At 44.1% G+C, this 21,010-nt stretch carries 17 protein-coding genes; 14 read left to right on the top strand and 3 right to left on the bottom strand.

Going from position 1 to position 21,010, the window contains the following annotated elements; all coding sequences use genetic code 11:
• Window positions 1–110: 110 nt before the first annotated feature.
• The 11 genes from nuoE (at window position 111) to ACR63N_RS11115 (ending at window position 13,917) form a co-directional block, all read left to right on the top strand.
• Complete coding sequence (gene nuoE, locus ACR63N_RS11165) at window positions 111–620, top strand: NADH-quinone oxidoreductase subunit NuoE (protein ID WP_472782035.1); 510 nt, start codon at window positions 111–113, stop codon at window positions 618–620.
• Window positions 617–2,041, top strand: a complete 1,425-nt coding sequence (gene nuoF / locus ACR63N_RS11160; RefSeq protein WP_367106783.1) for an NADH-quinone oxidoreductase subunit NuoF — start codon at window positions 617–619, stop codon at window positions 2,039–2,041. The genes nuoE and nuoF overlap by 4 nt, the downstream gene beginning before the upstream one ends.
• Before the next feature lie 10 nt (window positions 2,042–2,051).
• Window positions 2,052–5,123 (top strand): NADH-quinone oxidoreductase subunit NuoG, encoded by a 3,072-nt coding sequence (gene nuoG / locus ACR63N_RS11155; protein WP_472782034.1) that lies wholly within the window; start codon window positions 2,052–2,054, stop codon window positions 5,121–5,123.
• A 49-nt stretch (window positions 5,124–5,172) separates the two neighbouring features.
• Window positions 5,173–6,165 (top strand): NADH-quinone oxidoreductase subunit NuoH, encoded by a 993-nt coding sequence (gene nuoH / locus ACR63N_RS11150; RefSeq protein WP_367104163.1) that lies wholly within the window; start codon window positions 5,173–5,175, stop codon window positions 6,163–6,165.
• Window positions 6,166–6,233: 68 nt separating this feature from the next.
• Window positions 6,234–6,782, top strand: coding sequence for an NADH-quinone oxidoreductase subunit NuoI (nuoI, locus tag ACR63N_RS11145; RefSeq protein WP_367103839.1), 549 nt, complete (start codon window positions 6,234–6,236; stop codon window positions 6,780–6,782).
• Window positions 6,779–7,495: an NADH-quinone oxidoreductase subunit J gene (gene nuoJ, locus ACR63N_RS11140; protein ID WP_472782033.1), complete on the top strand. Its 717-nt coding sequence runs from the start codon at window positions 6,779–6,781 to the stop codon at window positions 7,493–7,495. Before nuoI ends, nuoJ begins: the two co-directional genes overlap by 4 nt.
• A 98-nt stretch (window positions 7,496–7,593) precedes the next feature.
• Window positions 7,594–7,902 carry an NADH-quinone oxidoreductase subunit NuoK gene (gene nuoK / locus ACR63N_RS11135; RefSeq protein WP_367104164.1) on the top strand — a complete coding sequence of 103 codons (309 nt, stop codon included), beginning with the start codon at window positions 7,594–7,596 and terminating at the stop codon, window positions 7,900–7,902.
• Between the two features lie 4 nt (window positions 7,903–7,906).
• A complete protein-coding gene (nuoL, locus tag ACR63N_RS11130) occupies window positions 7,907–9,781 on the top strand; it encodes an NADH-quinone oxidoreductase subunit L (RefSeq protein ID WP_367103841.1) in 1,875 nt (624 codons plus the stop codon).
• Between the two features lies 1 nt (window position 9,782).
• Window positions 9,783–11,411, top strand: a complete 1,629-nt coding sequence (nuoM, locus tag ACR63N_RS11125) for an NADH-quinone oxidoreductase subunit M (protein ID WP_367103842.1) — start codon at window positions 9,783–9,785, stop codon at window positions 11,409–11,411.
• A gap of 3 nt (window positions 11,412–11,414) precedes the next feature.
• A complete protein-coding gene (locus tag ACR63N_RS11120; RefSeq protein ID WP_367103843.1) occupies window positions 11,415–12,893 on the top strand; it encodes an NADH-quinone oxidoreductase subunit N in 1,479 nt (492 codons plus the stop codon).
• Between the two features lie 202 nt (window positions 12,894–13,095).
• Entirely contained in the window at window positions 13,096–13,917 is an 822-nt protein-coding gene (locus ACR63N_RS11115; RefSeq protein ID WP_472782032.1) for a ferredoxin--NADP reductase, read from the top strand.
• Window positions 13,918–13,981: 64 nt separating this feature from the next.
• Here the strand turns inward: ACR63N_RS11115 and ACR63N_RS11110 are convergent, their stop codons facing one another.
• Window positions 13,982–14,848 carry a hypothetical protein gene (locus ACR63N_RS11110; RefSeq protein ID WP_472782031.1) on the bottom strand — a complete coding sequence of 289 codons (867 nt, stop codon included), beginning with the start codon at window positions 14,846–14,848 and terminating at the stop codon, window positions 13,982–13,984.
• A 507-nt stretch (window positions 14,849–15,355) separates the two neighbouring features.
• Here ACR63N_RS11110 and ACR63N_RS11105 point away from each other — a divergent pair.
• Window positions 15,356–16,243: an energy transducer TonB gene (locus ACR63N_RS11105; RefSeq protein WP_367103846.1), complete on the top strand. Its 888-nt coding sequence runs from the start codon at window positions 15,356–15,358 to the stop codon at window positions 16,241–16,243.
• Between the two features lie 39 nt (window positions 16,244–16,282).
• Window positions 16,283–17,158, top strand: a complete 876-nt coding sequence (locus ACR63N_RS11100) for a mechanosensitive ion channel family protein (RefSeq protein WP_367103847.1) — start codon at window positions 16,283–16,285, stop codon at window positions 17,156–17,158.
• 65 nt (window positions 17,159–17,223) lie between these two features.
• Here ACR63N_RS11100 and ybeY read toward each other — a convergent pair whose 3' ends face one another.
• Window positions 17,224–17,817 (bottom strand): rRNA maturation RNase YbeY, encoded by a 594-nt coding sequence (ybeY, locus tag ACR63N_RS11095; protein ID WP_472782030.1) that lies wholly within the window; start codon window positions 17,815–17,817, stop codon window positions 17,224–17,226.
• 151 nt (window positions 17,818–17,968) lie between these two features.
• Complete coding sequence (locus tag ACR63N_RS11090) at window positions 17,969–19,054, bottom strand: PhoH family protein (protein WP_472782741.1); 1,086 nt, start codon at window positions 19,052–19,054, stop codon at window positions 17,969–17,971.
• 509 nt (window positions 19,055–19,563) lie between these two features.
• Between ACR63N_RS11090 and ACR63N_RS11085 the strand changes: the two genes are divergently transcribed.
• A complete protein-coding gene (locus ACR63N_RS11085) occupies window positions 19,564–20,868 on the top strand; it encodes an FAD-dependent monooxygenase (protein ID WP_472782740.1) in 1,305 nt (434 codons plus the stop codon).
• Window positions 20,869–21,010 lie beyond the last annotated feature (142 nt).

Here is a 21,010-nt window from a genome sequence, read left to right as displayed (position 1 = left end):
AGGCACACCAAAACGCTGTAATGTTTCAATATGACTATTTGCACATTTTTTTTGATACAACGTTAGTCGTAATATGATTAAGCGTGGTGAGTGAGGATAGAAAGAAGATTATGAAAATTGTTTCTGATAAAGTGCCAAAAGTAGATGTAGCTAGTATTTTAACCAGCGCAGAGATTGATGCCATTTCCGACTTTATGCACCATTATCCGCATGCGCGCGCGGCCTCATTAGATGCCCTAAAAATTGTACAAAAGCGCAATGGTTGGGTCGATGATGCGCAAGTACATGCTATTGCTAATATCTTAGATGTTCCTGTAACTGATCTTGATGGCGTAGCCACCTTTTTTAACCGTATTTACCGTCAGCCTGTTGGTCGCCATGTTATCCTAATATGTGATTCTATCGCTTGTTATTTGACAGGTTATGAGGAATTGTCTGCTGAGTTTAGATCCCAGCTAGGTATCGAATATGGTCAGACCACCATCGATGGTCGCTTTACGCTATTGCCAATTTGCTGTTTAGGAAATTGTGATAAAGGTCCTGCAGTATTAATTGATGAGGATACTTATGGGCCAGTCCAGCCTGACGAGGTTGCGCAACTATTGGAGCTATATACATGAGATTAACCGTTTCAGAGCAAATTGAGCAGCGCCGCCAAGGCAAAGCGCCAAGTCAGCTCAACGAGCAGCGTATCCCAGTTTATGGTGATAAAGCTACGGCCACCAGTGAGACCAAACCTCTAACTTGGCGTTTGGCGCACCATGATGCTGTCTTAGACCTGGCAACCTATGAGTCCCTACGCGGTTTTGAAGCTTTAAAGATAGCATTGAATCAATCAGCAGATGAGACTCTCGAAACTATTAAAGAAGCGGTCGTAAAAGGTCGCGGCGGCGCCGGTTTCCCAGCCGGGATTAAATGGTCACTCATGGCACCGCCTGATGGCGGACCACGCTATTTAGTTTGCAATGCCGATGAGATGGAACCGGGTACTTTTAAAGATCGTTTGCTTATGGAGCGTCTCCCGTTTCAGCTCATTGAGGGTATGATTATCTCGGCTTATGCCATTGGTGCTACAGCGGGTTATATTTTTATCCGCGGTGAGTATATCGTTGCAGCAGAGCGCTTAAATGCAGCCCTCGACGAGATGCGTGCCAATAATCTTATCGGTGACGATATTTTAGGTTCAGGTTTTAGCTTTGATTTGCATGTGCATACCGGCGCTGGTCGTTACATTTGCGGTGAAGAGACGGCTCTACTGAACTCTTTAGAAGGTCGCAGGGCTAATCCGCGTACCAAGCCGCCATTCCCACAAGTTGCTGGAGCATGGGGTCGACCAACCGTAGTTAACAACGTCGAGACTCTGCATAATGTCTCAGCAATTATTTTGCACGGCAGTAAATGGTATCAAGATTTAGCAAAAATCAAAGATGTGGTTGAGACTCCAGGCACTAAACTGTTTGGCTGTTCAGGATTGGTTAATGATCCTGGTCTTTGGGAGCTGCCTTTTGGTTATACAGCGCGCGAGATTATTGAAGACTTCGCAGGCGGTATGCAAGAGGGGCGAACCCTTAAAGCTTGGTTACCAGGCGGGGCGTCAACTGACTTTTTGACTGCTGATCATCTAGATACTGTCGTTGATTTTGATACTATTCAAGAAGCAGGTAGTCGTATGGGTACTGGACTTATTATGGTGGTTGATGAATCGCAAGATATGGTAGCACTGCTGCGTAACCTTGAGATTTTCTTTCAACGTGAGTCCTGCGGGTTTTGTACACCATGCCGTGATGGCCTGCCTTGGGGCGTCAAGTTGCTGACCGCTATTAATAATGGCGAGGGGCAGATAGGTGACGTCGAAAAGCTTGAGGGTTTAACGCGCGATTTATGGATTGGTAAAACCTTCTGCGCTCATGCCCCCGGTGCTATGGAGCCGCTGATGAGTGCGATTAAATACTTCCGCCCTGAGTTTGACAACAAGATTGCACGGGCGGTTGGTGAAGATGTCATTGAGGCTGCAGATGCTCAGCAGCTAGTAGTGAAATAAGGAGAGCGGCATGGCAGTCATACATATTGATGGAACCACTGTCGAAGTAGATAGCAGTGATAACTTGCTGCAAGCTTGTTTATCCCTTGGCCTCGATGTGCCCTATTTTTGTTATCATCCAGCTCTAGGTTCGGTAGGCTCATGCCGTCAGTGCGCGGTTAAGCAGTACAAAGACAAAGAGGATTTAGAAGCTGGTAAAGGCAAGATCGTTATGTCTTGCATGGTGGCTCCCGATGATGATATGTATATCTCGGTCACCGACGATGAAGCTAAAGCATTTCGTAAGTCTATGGTTGAGCTACTAATGACCAACCATCCTCATGACTGTCCGACTTGTGAGGAGGGTGGGCACTGCCATCTGCAAGATATGACCTATATGTCAGGTCACACCAATCGCCGCTATCGTTTTACCAAACGTACTCATCACAATCAATATCTTGGGCCCTTTATCGCTCACGAAATGAACCGCTGTATTGCTTGTTACCGCTGTGTGCGTTTTTATAAAGACTATGCAGGTGGCGAGGATTTAGGCGTTTTTGCTTCCAACAACCGGGTTTATTTTGGCCGTGAAAGCGAGGGCCAATTTGAAAGTGAGTTTTCAGGTAATCTAACTGAAGTGTGTCCGACTGGGGTATTCACGGATAAAACCCACTCTGAACGTTATAACCGTAAATGGGATATGCAGTATGCGCCTAGCATTTGTCATGGCTGCTCAGCGGGCTGTAATATCTCACCGGGTGAGCGCTATGGTGAGCTGCGCCGTATTGAAAATCGTTATAACGGCGAGGTTAATCGCTATTTCTTATGTGATCGTGGTCGCTTTGGTTATGGTTATGTCAACCGTGCCGATCGTCCTACGCAAGCGCTTGAGCTTATCAATGGCAAGCACGTCAAAATCAATATCGATTATGCGCTTGATGAAACTATCAAACGCATAAAAGATAAAAAGGTTATTGGAATCGGCTCACCGCGCGCCAGTTTAGAAACCAACTTTGCGCTAAAAAACTTAGTCGGCTTTGAGAGGTTTTCAACAGGTCTTAATCACCAGCAGCAGGCTTTGGTCAATAAGTGTATCGAGATTTTAACTACCGAAGGCATTCACAATCCAGGCTTAACTGAGGTCGAATATCATGACGCCGTGCTTGTTTTGGGCGAAGATATCACTCAAACCTCACCGCGAGTCGCACTATCTGTACGTCAATCGGCAAAAAACGAAGCGCTTAAAATGGCCGCCGCTGCTAAGACTCAGGCTTGGCTTGCAGAGCCTGTCCAGCGTATTGCTCAAGGAGCGCTAAGTCCTGTTTATGTCATCGATGTCACGCAAACTAAGCTTGATGATATCAGTAAGATCAGCTGTGTAGCAACTCCTGAAGATATCACCAAACTAGGTTTTAAAGTCGCTGATGAGATCAGTAGCTTAGCTGATGATTTAGAACAAATAACTGACCCCGAAGAGCAGGCAGAGTCAGATTCTGCTGCTAGTGATATGGATGCTATGCAAGCGCTTGCTAAGCAAATCGCTTACGATTTAGTAACTGCTGATCGACCCCTGGTAGTATCAGGTAGTAGTCTATCGTCTATTGCTCTGATAGAAGCTGCTGCGCAAATTACCCAAGTACTAAGTCAGAAGCGCACCGCTATTAAACGGACAGAACAAGGTCGAGTTGATGCCCATAACGAAGAGGTTCGCGCAGCCAAGCAGCAAGCACAAACCGCGCAGCCTGATGAAGATAAAGAGTTATCGGCCAAGCCCGCTAAATCTGGAATGGGTATCAATAAAGACGAGCAAGACGATATTGATCGTGAGCCTGCTGATGAGCTTGAACTAAGAGAGATTAATACTGACTATCATGCCCAAGCTGGCATCTACCTTGCAGTAGCAGATGCTAATAGTATAGGCGTCTGTCTGCTTGGCGGTCAGTCAGTAGAGGAGCTGCTTGCTACTGATTTTGAAGTTATAGTCGTTGCTGAAAATCAATTGACAGAAGCGATTGATGCCCAAAAACTTACTCGTTTATTGGCCGATAAAACCGTTATTGCTCTAGATCATCAACTGCTAGATTGGCATAAAGATGTTGATATCGTACTGCCAGCTGCCAGCTTCGCTGAGGCAGATGGTACGTTGATATCAGCAGAAGGCCGTGCTCAGCGTTTCTTTCAGGTTTATGACAACAACTATTATCATCCGCTTAGCGGTATCAAAGAAGGCTGGCGCTGGCTGCATGCTGTGCATAGTAGTTTGATGGAAAAGGAAGTCGATTGGACTCAGCTTGATGATGTGATCAATGCTTTAGTAACTACTCATCCTAAGCTTGCAGGTATCAAAGATGCAGCTCCAGATGCTGATTATCGCATTACTGGTCTAAAAATCGCTCGCCAACCGCGTCGCTACTCAGGTCGTACTGCTATGCGAGCGCCCATATCCGTACATGAACCGATGCAGCCAAAGGATTTAGATACCGGTTTGACGTTTTCAATGGAAGGTTATAGCGGTAAACAAACCAAAAGCTCAATGATTCCATTTGCTAGTGCTGCAGGTTGGAACTCACCGCAGGCATGGAACAAATATCAAGATAAAGTCGGTGGTAGTCTAAAAAATGGTGATCCAGGGGTACGCTTGTTTGATCGCTTCGAGCGTTTAGCCAAGCGCCAATATATCGCACCTGAAACTACAGCTTTAAATACTACTAATATGCAGCAAGGACAGGCAAAACTGGTGCCTATTTACAACATCTATGCTAGCTCTATTATGGCTTCGCGCAGTCCAATCGTCGCTGAGCAGTTGCCGGTAGCGACATGGTATATCGGTATTGATGATGCCAAAGAATGGAGTATTGCCGCCGGAGACTATCTGGCTATCGAGATCGACAACCAGCAAATTACCTTACCCGTACAAACGGTTCCGTATTTAGCGGAGGGTTGTATTGGTTATCCTGTCGGACAGGTTAATATCGTGCATCCTTCTACTCCTGCTTCCGTACGTAAGGTGGATGCGCCAGTTGTGATAACGGGTGGCATGGCAGATGACACTCATTTAACGGCTGATAGTGTATCAGCACCGACTAGCACGCAAGAGGTATAATATGCCATATACTCGTATTATTCCCGATGTGCCAAGCTTTTTGGCTGGTATGATGAGCTTTGATGCTTGGTCCATTCTGTTTTTGGTCGTGCAATCTATCGTTATTTTTTTAGTTGTAGTCATTACCGCAGCTTTAATGATCATATATGAGCGCCGTATGTTAGCGCTTTGGCAAGATCGTTATGGGCCTAATCGCGTAGGACCTTTTGGCTCCTTACAATTGGTTGCTGATATGCTCAAAATCTTCTTTAAAGAAGATTGGACGCCCAATTTTACCGATAAGTTTATCTTTACTCTCGCGCCCGCCGTGGCCATGTTTACGGCATTAGCTTCTTTTGCCATTATTCCAATATCACCCACCTTTGGGGTTGCTGATTGGGATATTGGCATTTTGTTTTTCTTGGCGATGGGCGGTATCGCCGTTTACGCCGTGATGTTTGGTGGCTGGGCTTCAGCGAACAAGTTCTCACTATTGGGCGGCCTGCGTTCAGCGGCGCAAACCATCAGTTATGAGGTGTTCTTAGGCTTGTCTTTAATGGGCGTTGTTGCTTTATCAGGCTCTTTTAACCTGAGGGTAATCGTTGAATCACAAATTGACGGCTGGTACATTATTCCGCAGTTTTTAGGGTTTTTGACCTTTGTTGTAGCTGGGGTTGCCGTTACTCATAGACATCCCTTTGATCAGCCAGAGGCAGAGCAGGAGCTGGCCGAAGGTTATCATGTCGAATACTCGGGTATGAAATTTGGTATGTTCTTCATTGGCGAATATGTCAACGTAGTACTTATCTCAGCGCTAATGACCTGTCTGTTCTTTGGCGGCTGGCTGGCGCCTTTTAACTTAGATATTCCATTTATTCCACCTGCTTTTTGGTTCATGATTAAAACCTTGTTTTTTATGACGATGTTTGTTTTAGCACGGGGTTCGCTCATACGGCCACGCTATGATCAGGTAATGAATTTTGGCTGGAAAATATGCCTACCAGTCACTTTGATTAATTTGCTACTTACCGCTGCGATAATTTTGATCCTTACCCCGACGTGATAGTTATTGACAACTATTTGTCGTCACTGTCTATACACCAAGGTTAAGCTGATAAGGATAATAATTCCATGCTTACTACTATAAAAAAGACCATCGTTGGTATGTATACCATCGTCCGCAGTATGTGGATGGTCAATAGCCACGCGATACGACCACGTGATACGATTCTTTATCCAGAAGAGGCCGTGCCGGTGCCGCCGCGCTTTCGTGGGCGCATTGTGCTCACTCGCGATCCTGATGGTGATGAGCGCTGTGTGGCTTGTAATCTGTGTGCGGTCGCTTGTCCTGTGGGTTGTATCTCTTTGCAAAAAGCTGAGCGTGAAGATGGACGCTGGTATCCAGAATTCTTTCGTATCAATTTTTCGCGCTGTATTTTTTGTGGTATGTGTGAAGAGGCTTGTCCGACGACAGCCATTCAGATGACCCCGGATTTTGAGCTTGGCGAGTATAATCGCCAAGACTTGGTCTATGAAAAAGAGCATTTACTGATATCGGGGCCAGGTAAATATCCCGATTATAATTATTATCGCGTCACTGGTATGGCGGTAGCAGATAAACCAAAAGGCTCAGCACAAAACGAAGCTGCGCCTGTGGATCTAAGGAGTTTGCTGCCATGATAGATTTTTTGAACTCTCCTGATCTGGTAGGGTTTTATACGCTAAGCGCGGTGGCAATTTTTGCAAGCTTGCGAGTCATCACCCAAAGTAATCCGGTACATGCTATTTTATCGATGATCGTACTACTATTGTCCATTGCTGGCATTATGTTCGTACTGGGTGCTCCGTTCGCTGGTGCACTTGAGGTTGTTGTTTATGCTGGTGCTATTTTAGTTCTATTTGTCTTTGTGATTATGATGCTCAATTTAGGAATGGCTAATAAGGCGCGTGAAGAGCTTTGGCTTGATGCCGGCACTTGGGCGCTGCCTACTGGTTTAATGATTATCGTTGCTGTGGTACTTTATGCCTTGATAGGTCTAAATCACAACGATACAGCTATGATGGGCGGGGTAACTATTCCAGCCAAGGTAGTGGGTACTGTGTTATTTAGTAAGTATATTATTTTGGTTGAAATTGCCGCGTTACTATTATTGGCAGCTCTAGTGGCCGCTTATCACTTGGGTAAAGAATCTTTGGATGACGACATCACAGATGAGCATAGCCGCTCTGCACTGAGCAGCGTAAATATCGAAAAACCTAATGCTCAAAAAAGTAGTGTAACAAGAGATAGGGCACTGGATACAGCTGCGACAGCCGAATCTTACGAATATAAAGAAGTAGATCCACATGACTATGTGGGCATGCCGCAAGCCCCGCGCAAGGAGTCAGACTAATGACACAAGCAGCAAGCGTGGCACCAGAGGTGTCAAACGTACCGTTTGCCCATGAAGTAGTAGGCTTAGTACAGCCCGCTGCTGAGGTGCAAAACGTACTGGGCGTGATACCCATGAGCCATGGACTGATCTTGGTTGGTATTTTGTTTACGATTGGTCTGTGCGGGGTTATGGTACGGCGTAATTTTTTATTTATGCTCATGAGTCTTGAAATTATGATGAATGCGGCAGCGCTTGCCTTTGTAATTGCAGGGAGTCGCTGGGCAGATCCCGATGGACAGATTATGTTCATCTTTATTTTGACTTTAGCGGCGGCTGAGGTGTCTATTGGTCTTGCCATATTATTGCAGTTTTATCATAAGCGTGGACATCTCGATGTTGACCGCGCCAATGAGATGAAAGGATGATGTCATGAGTTTATTACCATTAACCTTTATATTTCCGCTCATTGGCTTCTTGATTTTAGCCTTTATGCGCGATCGGTTAACCGAACAGGCAGCAGCATTCGTCGGTGTGGGTAGCATGGCGCTATCTGCCCTTTGCACTTTAGTCGCCAGCTTTACGTTTTTGACGACTTATCCTACTGGTAGCATCGTACAAGTACCGCTATGGACATGGATGCAAGTTGGTGATTTTACACCAAGCTTTGGTCTCAGCTTCGATGGCTTAGCGCTAACCATGCTTGGTGTGGTGACCGGCGTTGGTTTTTTGATTCATCTGTTTGCTGCTTGGTACATGAAAGGCGAGCTGGGGTTTGCTCGCTTTTTTAGCTATATGAATCTGTTTGTCGCCAGCATGTTACTGCTGGTATTAGCAGATGATTTATTGTTGTTGTATCTTGGCTGGGAAGGCGTTGGTATTTGCTCGTATTTACTGATTGGCTTTTATTTCAATGATCGCGCCAATGGCCGCGCGGCGATGAAAGCTTTTACGGTCACGCGAGTTGGTGATGTATTTTTAGCCTTTGGTCTGTTTTTACTGTACCGCGAATTTGGTACCCTTAATATTCAAGAGATCATTACTCGCGCGCCTGAACTATTTAATGTCAATGATCCGGTAATGATTCTAACTACTATGATGCTGGTTGGCGGCGCTATGGGTAAATCAGCGCAGCTGCCGCTACATACTTGGCTTGCAGATGCTATGGCTGGACCGACGCCAGTATCTGCGCTTATTCACGCCGCTACCATGGTTACAGCAGGGGTGTATTTAATTGCGCGTATGCATCCCTTATTTATACTCACTCCAGGTATTTTACTGTATTGGGTTGGTGCAGTAGGGGCATTAACTTTAGTCGTTGCAGGATTCTGTGCATTGGCGCAGACTGATATCAAGCGCATTTTAGCGTACTCAACCATGAGTCAAATCGGCTATATGTTCTTGGCTTTAGGCGTTGGCGCTTGGCAAGGCGCTATCTTTCATCTGATGACGCATGCCTTTTTTAAAGCGCTATTATTCTTGTCCTCAGGTGCGGTCATATTGGCGGTGCATCATGAACAAAACATCTTTAAAATGGGCGGTCTGCGTACCAAAATACCTTTAGTCTTTTGGTGCTATATTGTCGGCGGCGGTGCCCTTGCTGCGATCCCTTGGGTGACGGTTGGATTTTATTCTAAAGAAGCTATTTTATGGGAATCTTATGCCACAGGTCATCAAGTTTTATTCTACGTAGGTGTATTTGGTGCATTTTTAACCGCGCTTTATACGTTCCGGATGATTTGGTTCATATTCTTTGGCGAAGAAAAAACTCACGCGCACAAGTTGTCAGGTATTTCCTACTGGCTACCGCTTAGCGTGCTATTGGTGCTATCAACTGTAGTTGGCGCACAGATTATACCGCCGCTACAAGGGGTATTGCCTGAGAGCTATGGTCATATGTTAGAGATAGCGGGACAAGCGCATGGCAAGCATACCGCTGAGTATATCGCCATGGGTGCGATGGTTGCAGGGCTAGTCTTAGCGGCATTATTATATGTGGTGAATAAAGGCCGCATGCTCACAAGCTTTAAGCGCTCATCTATAGGCGGCGCTCTGTATCATTGGTGCTATCACGGCTTAGGTTTCGATGCCTTATATGATTTGGTTTTTGTAAAACCTTTCTTGATGATTGGGCGCTTGTTTAAGACTGATCCGGTCGACAGGACTTGGAATGTATTGCCAACGCTTGCATCTGCGGGTAATAGGATGTTTTCGGCGACACAAACAGGGTCACTTCGAGGCTACGCTACAAGCTTTGGCTTGGGAATGGCTGTATTGCTAGTGCTGGTAATGATAACGGTGGTATAAAATGATAGAGTTACAACAAACGTGGATGCTACCAGCGCTAATTGCTATTCCCTTTATTGCCGGATTGCTGTGCTGGTTAATTGAAAAGGTCAACAAACGCTTGCCGCGCTGGATTGCTTTGATCGGTATGATATTGACCTTTATCTTATCGCTAGTGTTATGGCAGTATGGCGACTTTAGTGGTATGAGTGAACAGGTTATCTCACCACGTGCAGCCGCTCCTTGGTTCGCAGAATTCAATGTGCCATGGATACCTATCTTTGGTATCAGCTTTTATCTGGCGATGGATGGCATGTCGCTATTGATGGTGGCTTTGACAGGGTTGCTTGGTATCGCTGCAGTTGCTTGCTCGTGGAATGAGATTCAACGCCGAGTTGGTTTTTTCCATCTCAACCTTTTATGGAGCTTGGGCGGCGTTATTGGTGTGTTTTTAGCGCTTGATATGTTCTTATTCTTCTTCTTTTGGGAGATGATGCTGGTTCCCATTTATTTCTTGATCGCTATTTGGGGTCATGATGTAGCTGGCGGTAAAACGAAAGAATATGCCGCGACCAAATTCTTTATCTATACTCAGCTCTCAGGGCTGATCATGCTCGTTGGTATTTTGTTGCTAGTTATCATCAGCTATGCCCAGAGCGGTTTGCTTAGTTTTAACTACAACGATTTGCTTGGTACCTCGCTTCATGGTTGGGAGTACCCAATCATGCTGTGCTTCTTTATCGGCTTTGCTGTCAAGCTGCCTATTATGCCTTTTCATGGTTGGTTGCCAGATGCGCACGCACAGGCACCGACAGCAGGTTCAGTCGATTTGGCAGGGGTGCTGATTAAGACCGCCGCTTATGGTTTGATTCGTTTTGTATTGCCTTTATTCCCCGCCGCTTCTCAAGACTTTGCGCCTATTGCGATGACTCTAGGAACGATAGGTATCTTTTATGGCGCATGGTTGGCCTTTATGCAGACAGATATGAAGCGCTTATTGGCTTATACCAGTATCTCGCATATGGGTTTTGTAGTATTGGCTATTTATGCCGGTACGCTACTAAGCCTGCAAGGTTTGATGGTGCAAATGCTAGCACACGGTTTAAGCTCAGCGGCACTGTTCATTATGGCAGGGCAATTGTATGAGCGTTTGCATACGCGCGACTTGACAGTGATGGGCGGTATTTGGGGACAGTTTCGTTATTATGCGCCGCTCCTCATGTTCTTCTGTGCAGCGCTGCTTGGTATTCCAGGTACCGGCAACTTTATCGGTGAGTTTATGATTTTGTTTGGTACCTTTAATCAGTATCCAGTATTCGTAGTACTTGCAACCTTCAGCTTAGTATTAGCTGGTCTATATTCGTTGGTTTTAATACACCAGGCTTTGTTTGGCGCCAATAACATCAAAGAAGTAGCCAGACATGAGACCAAATCACATGGTTTACCGCAGCGTCCGCTAAAAGATTTGGGTAAGCGTGAGATCTCTTTACTACTGGTATTAGCTGGTGGGCTGGTATGGCTTGGCCTCTATCCGCAGCCGATACTTGATACCTCAAGTCATGCTATGCAGTGGATTAATAACGCTTATATTTATAGTGAAGTAACTCAGTTAAATATACCGCAGTCACTCGATGCGATGGAGGTACGTTAAGTCATGAACGATATTACGATGAATGATTTGATGGAATTGTTGCCTTATGCATCCATTATTGCGGTAGCGATTACAGTTTTGCTGGTAATGATCGCGATTACCGTGAAGCGCTCGCACTTCGTCACAGCTTCGATTACCGTATTTGGTCTCAACGTTAGTCTGTTTACTTTGCTTGCCCAAATGGGAGGAGTTATTAGTAGCGGCGCTGCACTACCACATGCCGATACGATGTTTGTCATTGACAATTTTGCTCAGTTCAACATGGTGGTCATACTGATCTGCGCGCTAGCGTGTTGTACGCTGTCTTATGCTTATTTTGCCAAGTTCAATGACCATAAAGAAGAGCTTTATTTGCTAATACTGGTATCGACTACCGGCGCACTACTTATGGTAAGCGCGCAGCATATGGCAGCATTCTTTATGAGTTTGGAGCTACTATCAGTACCCCTATATGGCCTGCTTTCTTATACCTTTTTACGCAGCCGTTCTTTGGAGTCAGGATTAAAATACATCGTTTTATCCGCTACCGCTTCAGCGACCTTGCTTATGGGTATGGCGTTCATCTACGCGCAGGTAGGGACGCTTGCCTTTAAACCCATAAATATGGTACTTGGTGATATATTTGAGTCGCCTCTACTCATATTGGGTGCAGCGATGATGCTGTTTGGCATTGCTTTTAAGCTGTCAGCCGCGCCTTTTCACATCTGGACGCCCGACGTCTATGAAGGAGCTCCAGCACCAGTTGCTACTTATTTAGGTTCAGTTACTAAAGTTGCGATGATGGCTCTAGCGGTACGCTTCTTAATAGATACCGCTTTATTAGCGCTGCCATCAGTACAAATGCTATTGATGGTTATGGCCACTTTATCTATTTTAGTAGGTAACTTATTAGCGGTACGTCAAACCAATCTCAAGCGTCTACTCGGTTACTCCTCCATTGCACATATGGGTTACGTGTTAATTGTTATTGTTAGTATTGGTTCAGCTGCTGATAGTATCTCTAGTATGTATATGGCCGTTTATGCCTTTACTTCTATTGGCGCGTTTGGCGTGGTGACCTTGATGTCAAGCCCTTATCGAGTAGAGGGTGAAGCCGATGAGCTGATACATTACCAAGGTCTGTTTTGGCGTCGTCCAGTACTGACAGGAGTCATGACTATCATGATGTTGTCGCTGGCTGGTATTCCATTAACTGCAGGCTTTATTACTAAGCTCTTTGCTATACTTGCCGCTGTACAAGGCATGCAGTGGTTCTTAGCTGCCATGATTGTTGTAGGTAGTGCCATTGGTCTGTTCTACTATTTGCGAGTGATGTTAACGCTGTTTAAACGTCCAAAAGAGTTTATTGAGTTTGATGTGGCTGGGCAATGGGGTATTCGTGTTGGCGGTCTTATGGTTATAGGCGTCACGGCTGTTATTATCTTCTTTGGTATCTTGCCCAATAGTTTGATCGAATGGTCGAGTATAGCGCGTATTTGGTAGCATAAAGTTACTTTGATGCTACCTTGATTATAATTTATTCTTCTTATTAGTTATTTAAGCTCGAAAAATAAGATGCGCCGCATTATGCTATGCTTGGCGCATCTTTTTTATCTGCTTTGTTATATAAACCTTTGCCAATAAGAGAGCTTCAATAAGAAAGCTTTAATAAGAAAAATTTAATAATAAATAAGGATAAACAACTATGAGTGATAATATTCAAACGGTAACGGTACTGAGCAAAACCACTTGGACACCCCATTTATTTAGTTTTACAGTAACCCGTCCAGACAGTTTTAAATTTACTGCTGGTCAGTTTGTACGTTTGGGCGTCAACCCTAGTAAACTTAAACACTATCAACAGCTTAGCGAAGACTTAGATGCTGAGCCAATAGATGAAGATATTTTTCGAGCTTACTCTATTGTTTCCTCACCCTTTGACGAGACACTAGAGTTCTTTTCTATCGTCATCCCTGATGGCGCATTTACCTCACAGCTGCAATATTTGCAGGTAGATGATGAGCTGCTACTCAATACCACGCCATTTGGGTTTTTGACTTTAGCACGTTATCAGCAGCCGCTGCCCAAAGATTTATGGCTACTAGCCACCGGTACTGGCCTTGCACCGTTTTTATCGATGCTACAAGATATACAAACTTGGCAGGACTACGAGCATATTGTATTAGCTTATAGCGCTCGTACAGTAGAGGAGCTGGCATACGTAGATAAAATCAAGCAGCTACAAGAAGATTTTGGCACATTGGCTGATAATCCAGCGCAGCTTATTTTTATACCGATAGTAACTCGCGAGCCCATAGAGGGAGCGCTGACTGAACGTTTACCAAAACTACTACTTGATGGTTCTTTACAAGACGAGGCAGGCGTTGATCTGGACGCTGATAACGCTCATATAATGCTATGCGGGAACCCTGAGATGGTAGAAGATACCAAAGAAACCTTGAAATCTATGGGATTTGTAATGAATAGGCGTGGTGAGGGTAATATTGCTGTAGAAAATTACTGGTAAAAGAATAGATACACAACGCCGCGACTTTAAATCTATTTTAGGTTTGGAGTGGCGGCGTATTGGTTTAGGCCTCTTTTTCTTTACTAGGCTCGGTTGCATCCTCTATAGGGTGAAGCGGGCCTTTCATCATCTCAGGCTCGGCCTCACCGCCGTAGTAGTCATCATCGACAGCTTCTTTATGTTCTTTGCTTTCTTCTTTATGGCTGTCGTCTTGGTCTTGATCGCTATCACTAGCATCTTCAGCGGTAATGATATCTTCACCGCTATTACCGCCTAACAGATCTCGATAGTTGATTTGAGCTTTGAGTACTAGCTGCTGCTCTTCAAGCTCACCGTAGTTTACTTGCACTTTATGCAGGGCGCTCATAATCTTTTGGTTTTTCTTAAGCCAGCGATGAATATCTAAATAGATGATATCTTCTTTAGCGCGCGCAATATTGATATAGGTTAAGATGACCCCTAAAGGGTCTTTTTTGAGTATCTTATGATAAAACCAGATAGCAAGCTTAATACCTTGACGTTTAAAAATAGACTCACAACGCAAGTTGAGAACGTCAGTATAGCTAAGTTGTCCAAAGACAAAACGCTGTACATTGCGATCCAATTGCACGTGAACTAGGCTAAAATTGCCCGCAACTTCAATATAAATACCAGCAGCATTGACCGTACAAAAAAGCCGAAACCAGTCATTATGTAACTCGGTACGCAGCTCTAAAATAGCGTTTACATTGTCAGTAACAAACTTTTGCAGAGCATCATTAACGTATTTTTGGGCTACCGGTAAAGCAATCTCATCATCGAGTTTATCGGTAGTTTTATTATAGGCTTGTCTAATGGTTTGGGCTATATTATGCCAACCATCATGAAACGACTCGTTAAAACGGTAGCCGATATTATCAAAGAAGTCGTCAAAGTCATCAAAATGGCTCAAACTTATTATCCTTATAATTGTAGGATTGCTTTAGTAGTACAATTTTCTAAATGCTCTAACAGTACAAAGGGTTAGATGTACTCATATAGCGAGCAGTAACAGAGTGGTGAAAATAGTATATAGCAAAATAACGTTATACTAAATAAAGGGCAGTACATTGTAGCAAATAACCCTAAAATATAACGAATAGAAACAAGCGCTGTCAAATTTCTTACACGCGAATCTATAATGTTGAGCGAATTGACACCATCTTATTGCTATAAAGAAGTTTTTTAAAGCAAGTGGCGCTAAAATTTAGTAATTTTAGTATCGGTAGTTAGAACCCAGCGCTATAATTTTGCTTCATGCTATGGTAGCAACGTCCATACCTAAGTATAATCAGGATATAACAATCGGAATATAAGTAGAGTCAGCACTCATATCAACGGTATGATAATTGCTTATAATTTTTTATAGTCCTAGCAAAATGATTGTCGCTGTATCTACTTTTATTATTTGAGACCTGTTTTGGCACATATTAAAGACTCGCAAAGTTATCATTTTTCTGCACAAGCACCCACCCGCGATTTTAGCTTACCGATGGCTGTTTTTATAGCATTATTGGTACACATGATCGTCATCTTTGGTATCAGCTTTTCTATGGGTCAAGACCCAGCAGCGATGATGCAGGATGTGGCAAAAGCGCTCACAGAAAACATGCAGCCTAACGAAGATGCGCATTATATTGCTAACGCTTCGCAGCAAGGCGGCGGCACTGTACTTGAGCCGATAAGACAAGAAAGCACGCAGTCTAGTCCCTTGTCTGCTGAGCAGATGAGTGAGACGCAAGATATAATTGATTTGCAGCGGCAAGTACGTCAGCAGCGCTATCAAGAGAGCTATCTGCGTACCACCTTAAGCTGGCGCAAAGCTGACAATGAGACTGACAACGACAGTGACCAAACACAAGATGATATGGCGGCACAAGAAGCACGCCTGCGTAAAAAAATTGCTACCTTAGAGGCCCAGTTATCGCAGCGTGAACAGAGCTTTGCCACCAAATCCAAAGTGGTGACCCTTGATAGCAATTCAACCACTCGCGGCGCGGCAGCTGACTATATTGAAACTTTTCGTGAGCATGTCGAGCGCGTAGGTAACTTGCATTATCCAGCGCAAGCTCGCGCGCAAAGTATAACTGGCGATGTGCGTCTTATGGTAATCATCAGCGATAATGGCAACATAAAAGCCATTCGTCTACTCGAAAGCTCAGGATCGACGATACTAGATGAGGCCGCCAAGCAGTCAGTACGCCAAGCTGCGCCCTTTGGTAGATTTACGGCAGATATGAAAGATATTGTAGAGCTACGCCTGATTCGCACCTATCGTTATAGCAACACAGTAGAAGTCACTTATTAGATTTACAACCAATGATTAATAATTAACAAAAGAGCAGCTATGGAATTTTTAGGATTTACCATTGATGTAGCAGCATTAACCAGCAACACTTTGAGTATATTATTTAATATTGCTCTGGCGATACTAGTGTTTGTGGTTGGTCGCTGGCTTGCCAAAAAACTGGTCACTTTTGCTCATGGTATTATGGTACGTAGTCATCTTGAGGTGACCGCGGCTAACTTTTTGAGTCGTATGTTATATGGAATACTATTGGTAGTAGTTACCTTGGCGGCGCTCAGTAAGGTTGGGGTGCAGACCACCTCGGTTGTGGCTATATTGGGCGGCACCGCGGTAGCGGTTGGTTTGGCTTTAAAAGATCAGTTGTCCAACTTTGCTGCTGGCATTATGATTGTGACCTTTCGCCCATTTGTGCGCGGCGACTATGTGCAAATTAGTAGTTATACGGGTACGGTTGCTGAGATTACTTTAGTTAATACTCATCTAACCACTATTAATAATCATGACATTATTATTCCTAATAGCGATATTACTACCTCAGCGGTGGTCAATTATACGGCATTGCCCAATCGCCGTGTCGATATTACTATCGGTGTAGGTTATGATGCCAACATCAAAACGGCTAAAGAGTTGATACTAAAACTGGCTAAAGAGCATCCCGCTTCTTTTAGTGATCCCGAGCCTATCGCCCGTGTAACCAATTTAGGTGACAATTCAGTTGACTTGACCTTGAATGTTTGGACGACCAACGATGACTGGTGGTCCATGCAATGTGATTTGCTCGAACAGTTCAAAAATGTGTTTGATGACGAAAAAATCGACATACCTTTCCCGCAGCGTAGCGTACATATTAAAGGTTTGGATCAGATGATAAACAACATGGATCAATCGCAAAAAATACCTATGAGCAAAAATTGAATAGGTTAAAATCTAGTTTAAATGCAGCTTTATTTAAACCTGTTTCAGTTTAAATATGATGTCATTTAAAGATAGGGATTAGGCACAGCCAGCTTTGCCAAGATATCAATCTCAAATTGTTCCATCTCATCCTGCTCTGATTGTCCAATCTCATGGTCAAAACCTAGTAAATGCAGTATACCGTGTACCAATAAATGCGAAATATGTTGAGCGGTGGTTTTGTCTTGTTCATGCGCCTCAAAGGCAACGACTTCATGACAAATAATCAGCTCACCGAGCGGTAGCGTTGGCATCAGCTCAAGCACACTGCTAGGCAGCTCGCTTGGATAGGATAGGATGTTGGTGGCATAATCCTTACCGCGTGCCTCTAAATTCAATTCATGACCTTCTGTACTATCAGTGATATAGATATCTAATGTTTTTGGTTTACTTTGCCACAGCTCACTATCCGTATCGGTAAAATAAGGCAGGGTCAGACCATTTTTGATACAGGTATCGATATAATCTAAGGTAGCTATCGCTACAGGCATAAGGCTATCTTCACTGTAGAACTCATCAATTAGCGCATTGTCAATACTGTCTATAGCACTGATATCCAGCTCAACTTTAACGGCGTTGTTCTTTCTAGTACTGTCTGTATTATTACTAGGTAAATCCATCGTTTGACCCTTTAATATCTATTGGTGTTATATCATTTATTCTCAAACCATAAAAAACCGGACTGCTCTATTATTAGCAATCCGGCTTTTTGAGAGTAAAGACAAGCTCTAAAACGATGCTTCTTTAAGATAATGTTTTTAACACAACACTTTATAATTTGTTCGCTGCATCAGTTATCGCCTGTTTACGCTCTTGCTCTTTTTGACGCTCAAACTTGCGCTGCTCTTGTAGCGCCAACTGCTCTTCATCAAAAACATCATAAGCTTCGACGATCTTTTGTACCAAATGATGGCGTACCACGTCTTTTGAGGTAAACTTGGTGATATGAATCTCTTCAATATCGCTTAGAATCTCCATCGCTTGCGCCAGACCTGACTTGGTACCGCGCGGTAAGTCAACCTGCGAGATGTCACCAGTAATAACTGCTCGCGAACCAAAACCTAAGCGCGTCAAAAACATTTTCATCTGCTCAGGAGTGGTGTTTTGTGCCTCATCTAAAATCACAAATGAGTTATTAAGGGTACGGCCACGCATGTAGGCTAGGGGCGCAATCTCAATAATCTGCTTTTCTAGCATTTTACCCACTTTTTCAAAGCCAAGCATCTCATAGAGCGCGTCATATAAAGGCCGCAAGTACGGATCAATCTTTTGCGCTAGATCACCGGGTAAAAAGCCTAACTTCTCACCCGCTTCCACCGCTGGACGCACCAGCAAAATACGCTCAATCTCGTTACGCTCAAGCATATCGACCGCGCAAGCTACCGCTAAGTAAGTTTTACCAGTACCAGCCGGTCCAATACCAAAGGATACATCGGAGGTGAGCACGTTTTTGACATAGTCCTGCTGGTTACCACCGCGCGGGATGATTTTACCTTTGCGCGTACGCAAACTGATAGGGGTAAAATCGCTTGCTGACTCTAAATCATCTTCATTATTATCAATCCTGCGCCGATCGTATTCCATATCCTGATCACGAGTAATACTTGATTGGATCATAAGGTGTAGCTCTGCGGCACTAATGTCTTTTGAGTTTTGCGCCTCGTCAGCCAGCTTATATAAAACACGCTCGCCACGCTCAACACCTGTTAGATCGCCAGTAAGGGTAAAACTACCTTGGCGCTGGTTGATTTTGATATCTAAGCGATCTTGGAGATATTTAATATGATTATTATACTCACCAAGCACGGTTTTTAATTGTGCAGGGGTTAGCGATTCAAATGTTACCTGTCGGCTCATGGATTCAGTCAAGCGGTTATCCTTGTGTAGTAGTTGCCCACCTTGTTATGAGGCTATGCTTAAGTTTATAAAGGGTATGTGTAGGCGAAAAATAAAACAACGCAACGTCTCTAACGTAAAACAGTGACGATAAATGATCTACCTTTATTATGGTTGATAGTTTTTAAATTTCAAGCATTGGACCGCGCTTACGAGGTTGATTTTGTATGCTGATTGCAACGGTTTGCTACATAGCTTATGAGTTATTTAGTCATTAATTAAAATCTACCGTTATTTTGCTGATAATGCCGTTTTGTAATCAATTATAAACGCTAGCAACACGGTTAAGCGCAGCGCTATCCACTCAAGATATGGTAACCTATTAAACCTTTAACAAGGATTTAATAAAAAATATAAAACAATAATAATAGTCTTATCATCAGCAGATTTGCTGCAAACCTATTAGATATTTAGCAAGAAAATTACCATGGGAGTAAATAATGAATAACAATAATGTAGAAAGTGCTGATATGACGTCAGTAAATAATAAGATTTATCAGCCAAACGAGCATGCAGAGGCGACAAAGCTTACCGAGCAGCAAGTACTGATCGCAGGTGGCGGTAATGTGGGCTTGTCTTTCGCCTTGCTCCTTGCCCATCATGGCATTGCCAGTACCTTACTGGAAAAAAACAGCTATCCTGATATCAGTCCTGATGATGACCAGCTACGTAGCCACTACCTAGACAGTCGCAATACCGCTCTGTCGCGCCGAACGGTGCAAATTTATCAAGAAATTGGTCTTTGGTCACAATTGCAAAGTCATGCCTGCCGCATCGATGCGGTACAAATTAGCGAGCAAGGCAGCTTTGGACGGGCACAATTAAATAAGGCTGAAGAGAGAGTAGAGTCTTTTGGACAAGTGATGGAAAACGCTTGGCTGGGTCGCAAATTGTTACTGGCCGCGCAAGATGCACCTTTGATTACTCTTATTGATAATGCTGAGGTCACCACTATCGATCAGCAATCCGATAGCGTAACGCTAACTTTTAACTATTACAATGGCGATGAGGGCGCGCAGCAATTACAAGGCAGTGTGTTGGTCGCTTGTGACGGTCGTGATTCGACGGTACGCCAATTGCTTAATATTGGCACAACAACTTATGATTATAAGCAAACCGCTGTCGTAGGTGTGGTAGAAACTGATCAGCCTCATAAACATACGGCGATTGAGCGCTTTAGTCCCGCAGGACCACTCGCCGTATTGCCGCTAACCGATCCTGAGGGCGACGGCAATGATGAGTATCAAAAAGGTCATCGGCGCTCAGTGGTTTGGGTCTGTCCCAAAGGCGAAGAGACGCGATACCTAGAAGATGACGAGCACTTTTTGCAAACCTTGCAGCAAGCTTTTGGCCCGCGTACAGGCACATTTATCAAAGCAGGTCGCCGTGGGGCTTATCCATTGACGCGGGTGCTTGCTGATAAACAGGTAGAGGGTCGCTGCGTGATTATGGGTAACTCTGCTCATACGCTGCATCCGGTTGCCGGACAAGGTTTTAATCTGTGTATGCGCGACGCTCATGTGCTGGCGCAAATGATGGGCGCACAGGTAATGAAAGGCGCGGATATTGGTGATCCAAAGCTACTTAAACGCTACGAGAAAGCACGCCAAACCGATCAAAAGCGCGTCATTCGCTTTTGCGATGCGGTCGTACATGGTTTTACTCATCCCAATCCTGCGATTAAGCTGGCGCGTAACGTAGCCTTGGTAGCTTTTGATAAACTACCTAATGTTAAACCGTTAGTTGCCAATTATGCTATGGGACTAAAATCGTAAGACTAATAACTAATTCTTATATTTATTGTCGTTTCTCAACTTGATGTAGGGCTTTACGAAAACTCTATTTAAAGAGTTTTCCTTGCGAAACTAAAATTGCAATGCAATTTTTAAACGTTTCTCAGGATTAAAAATTCAGCCT

The organism is Psychrobacter sp. M4 (genome assembly GCF_055699795.1).
This window is presented reverse-complemented; position numbering and strand designations above follow the sequence as displayed.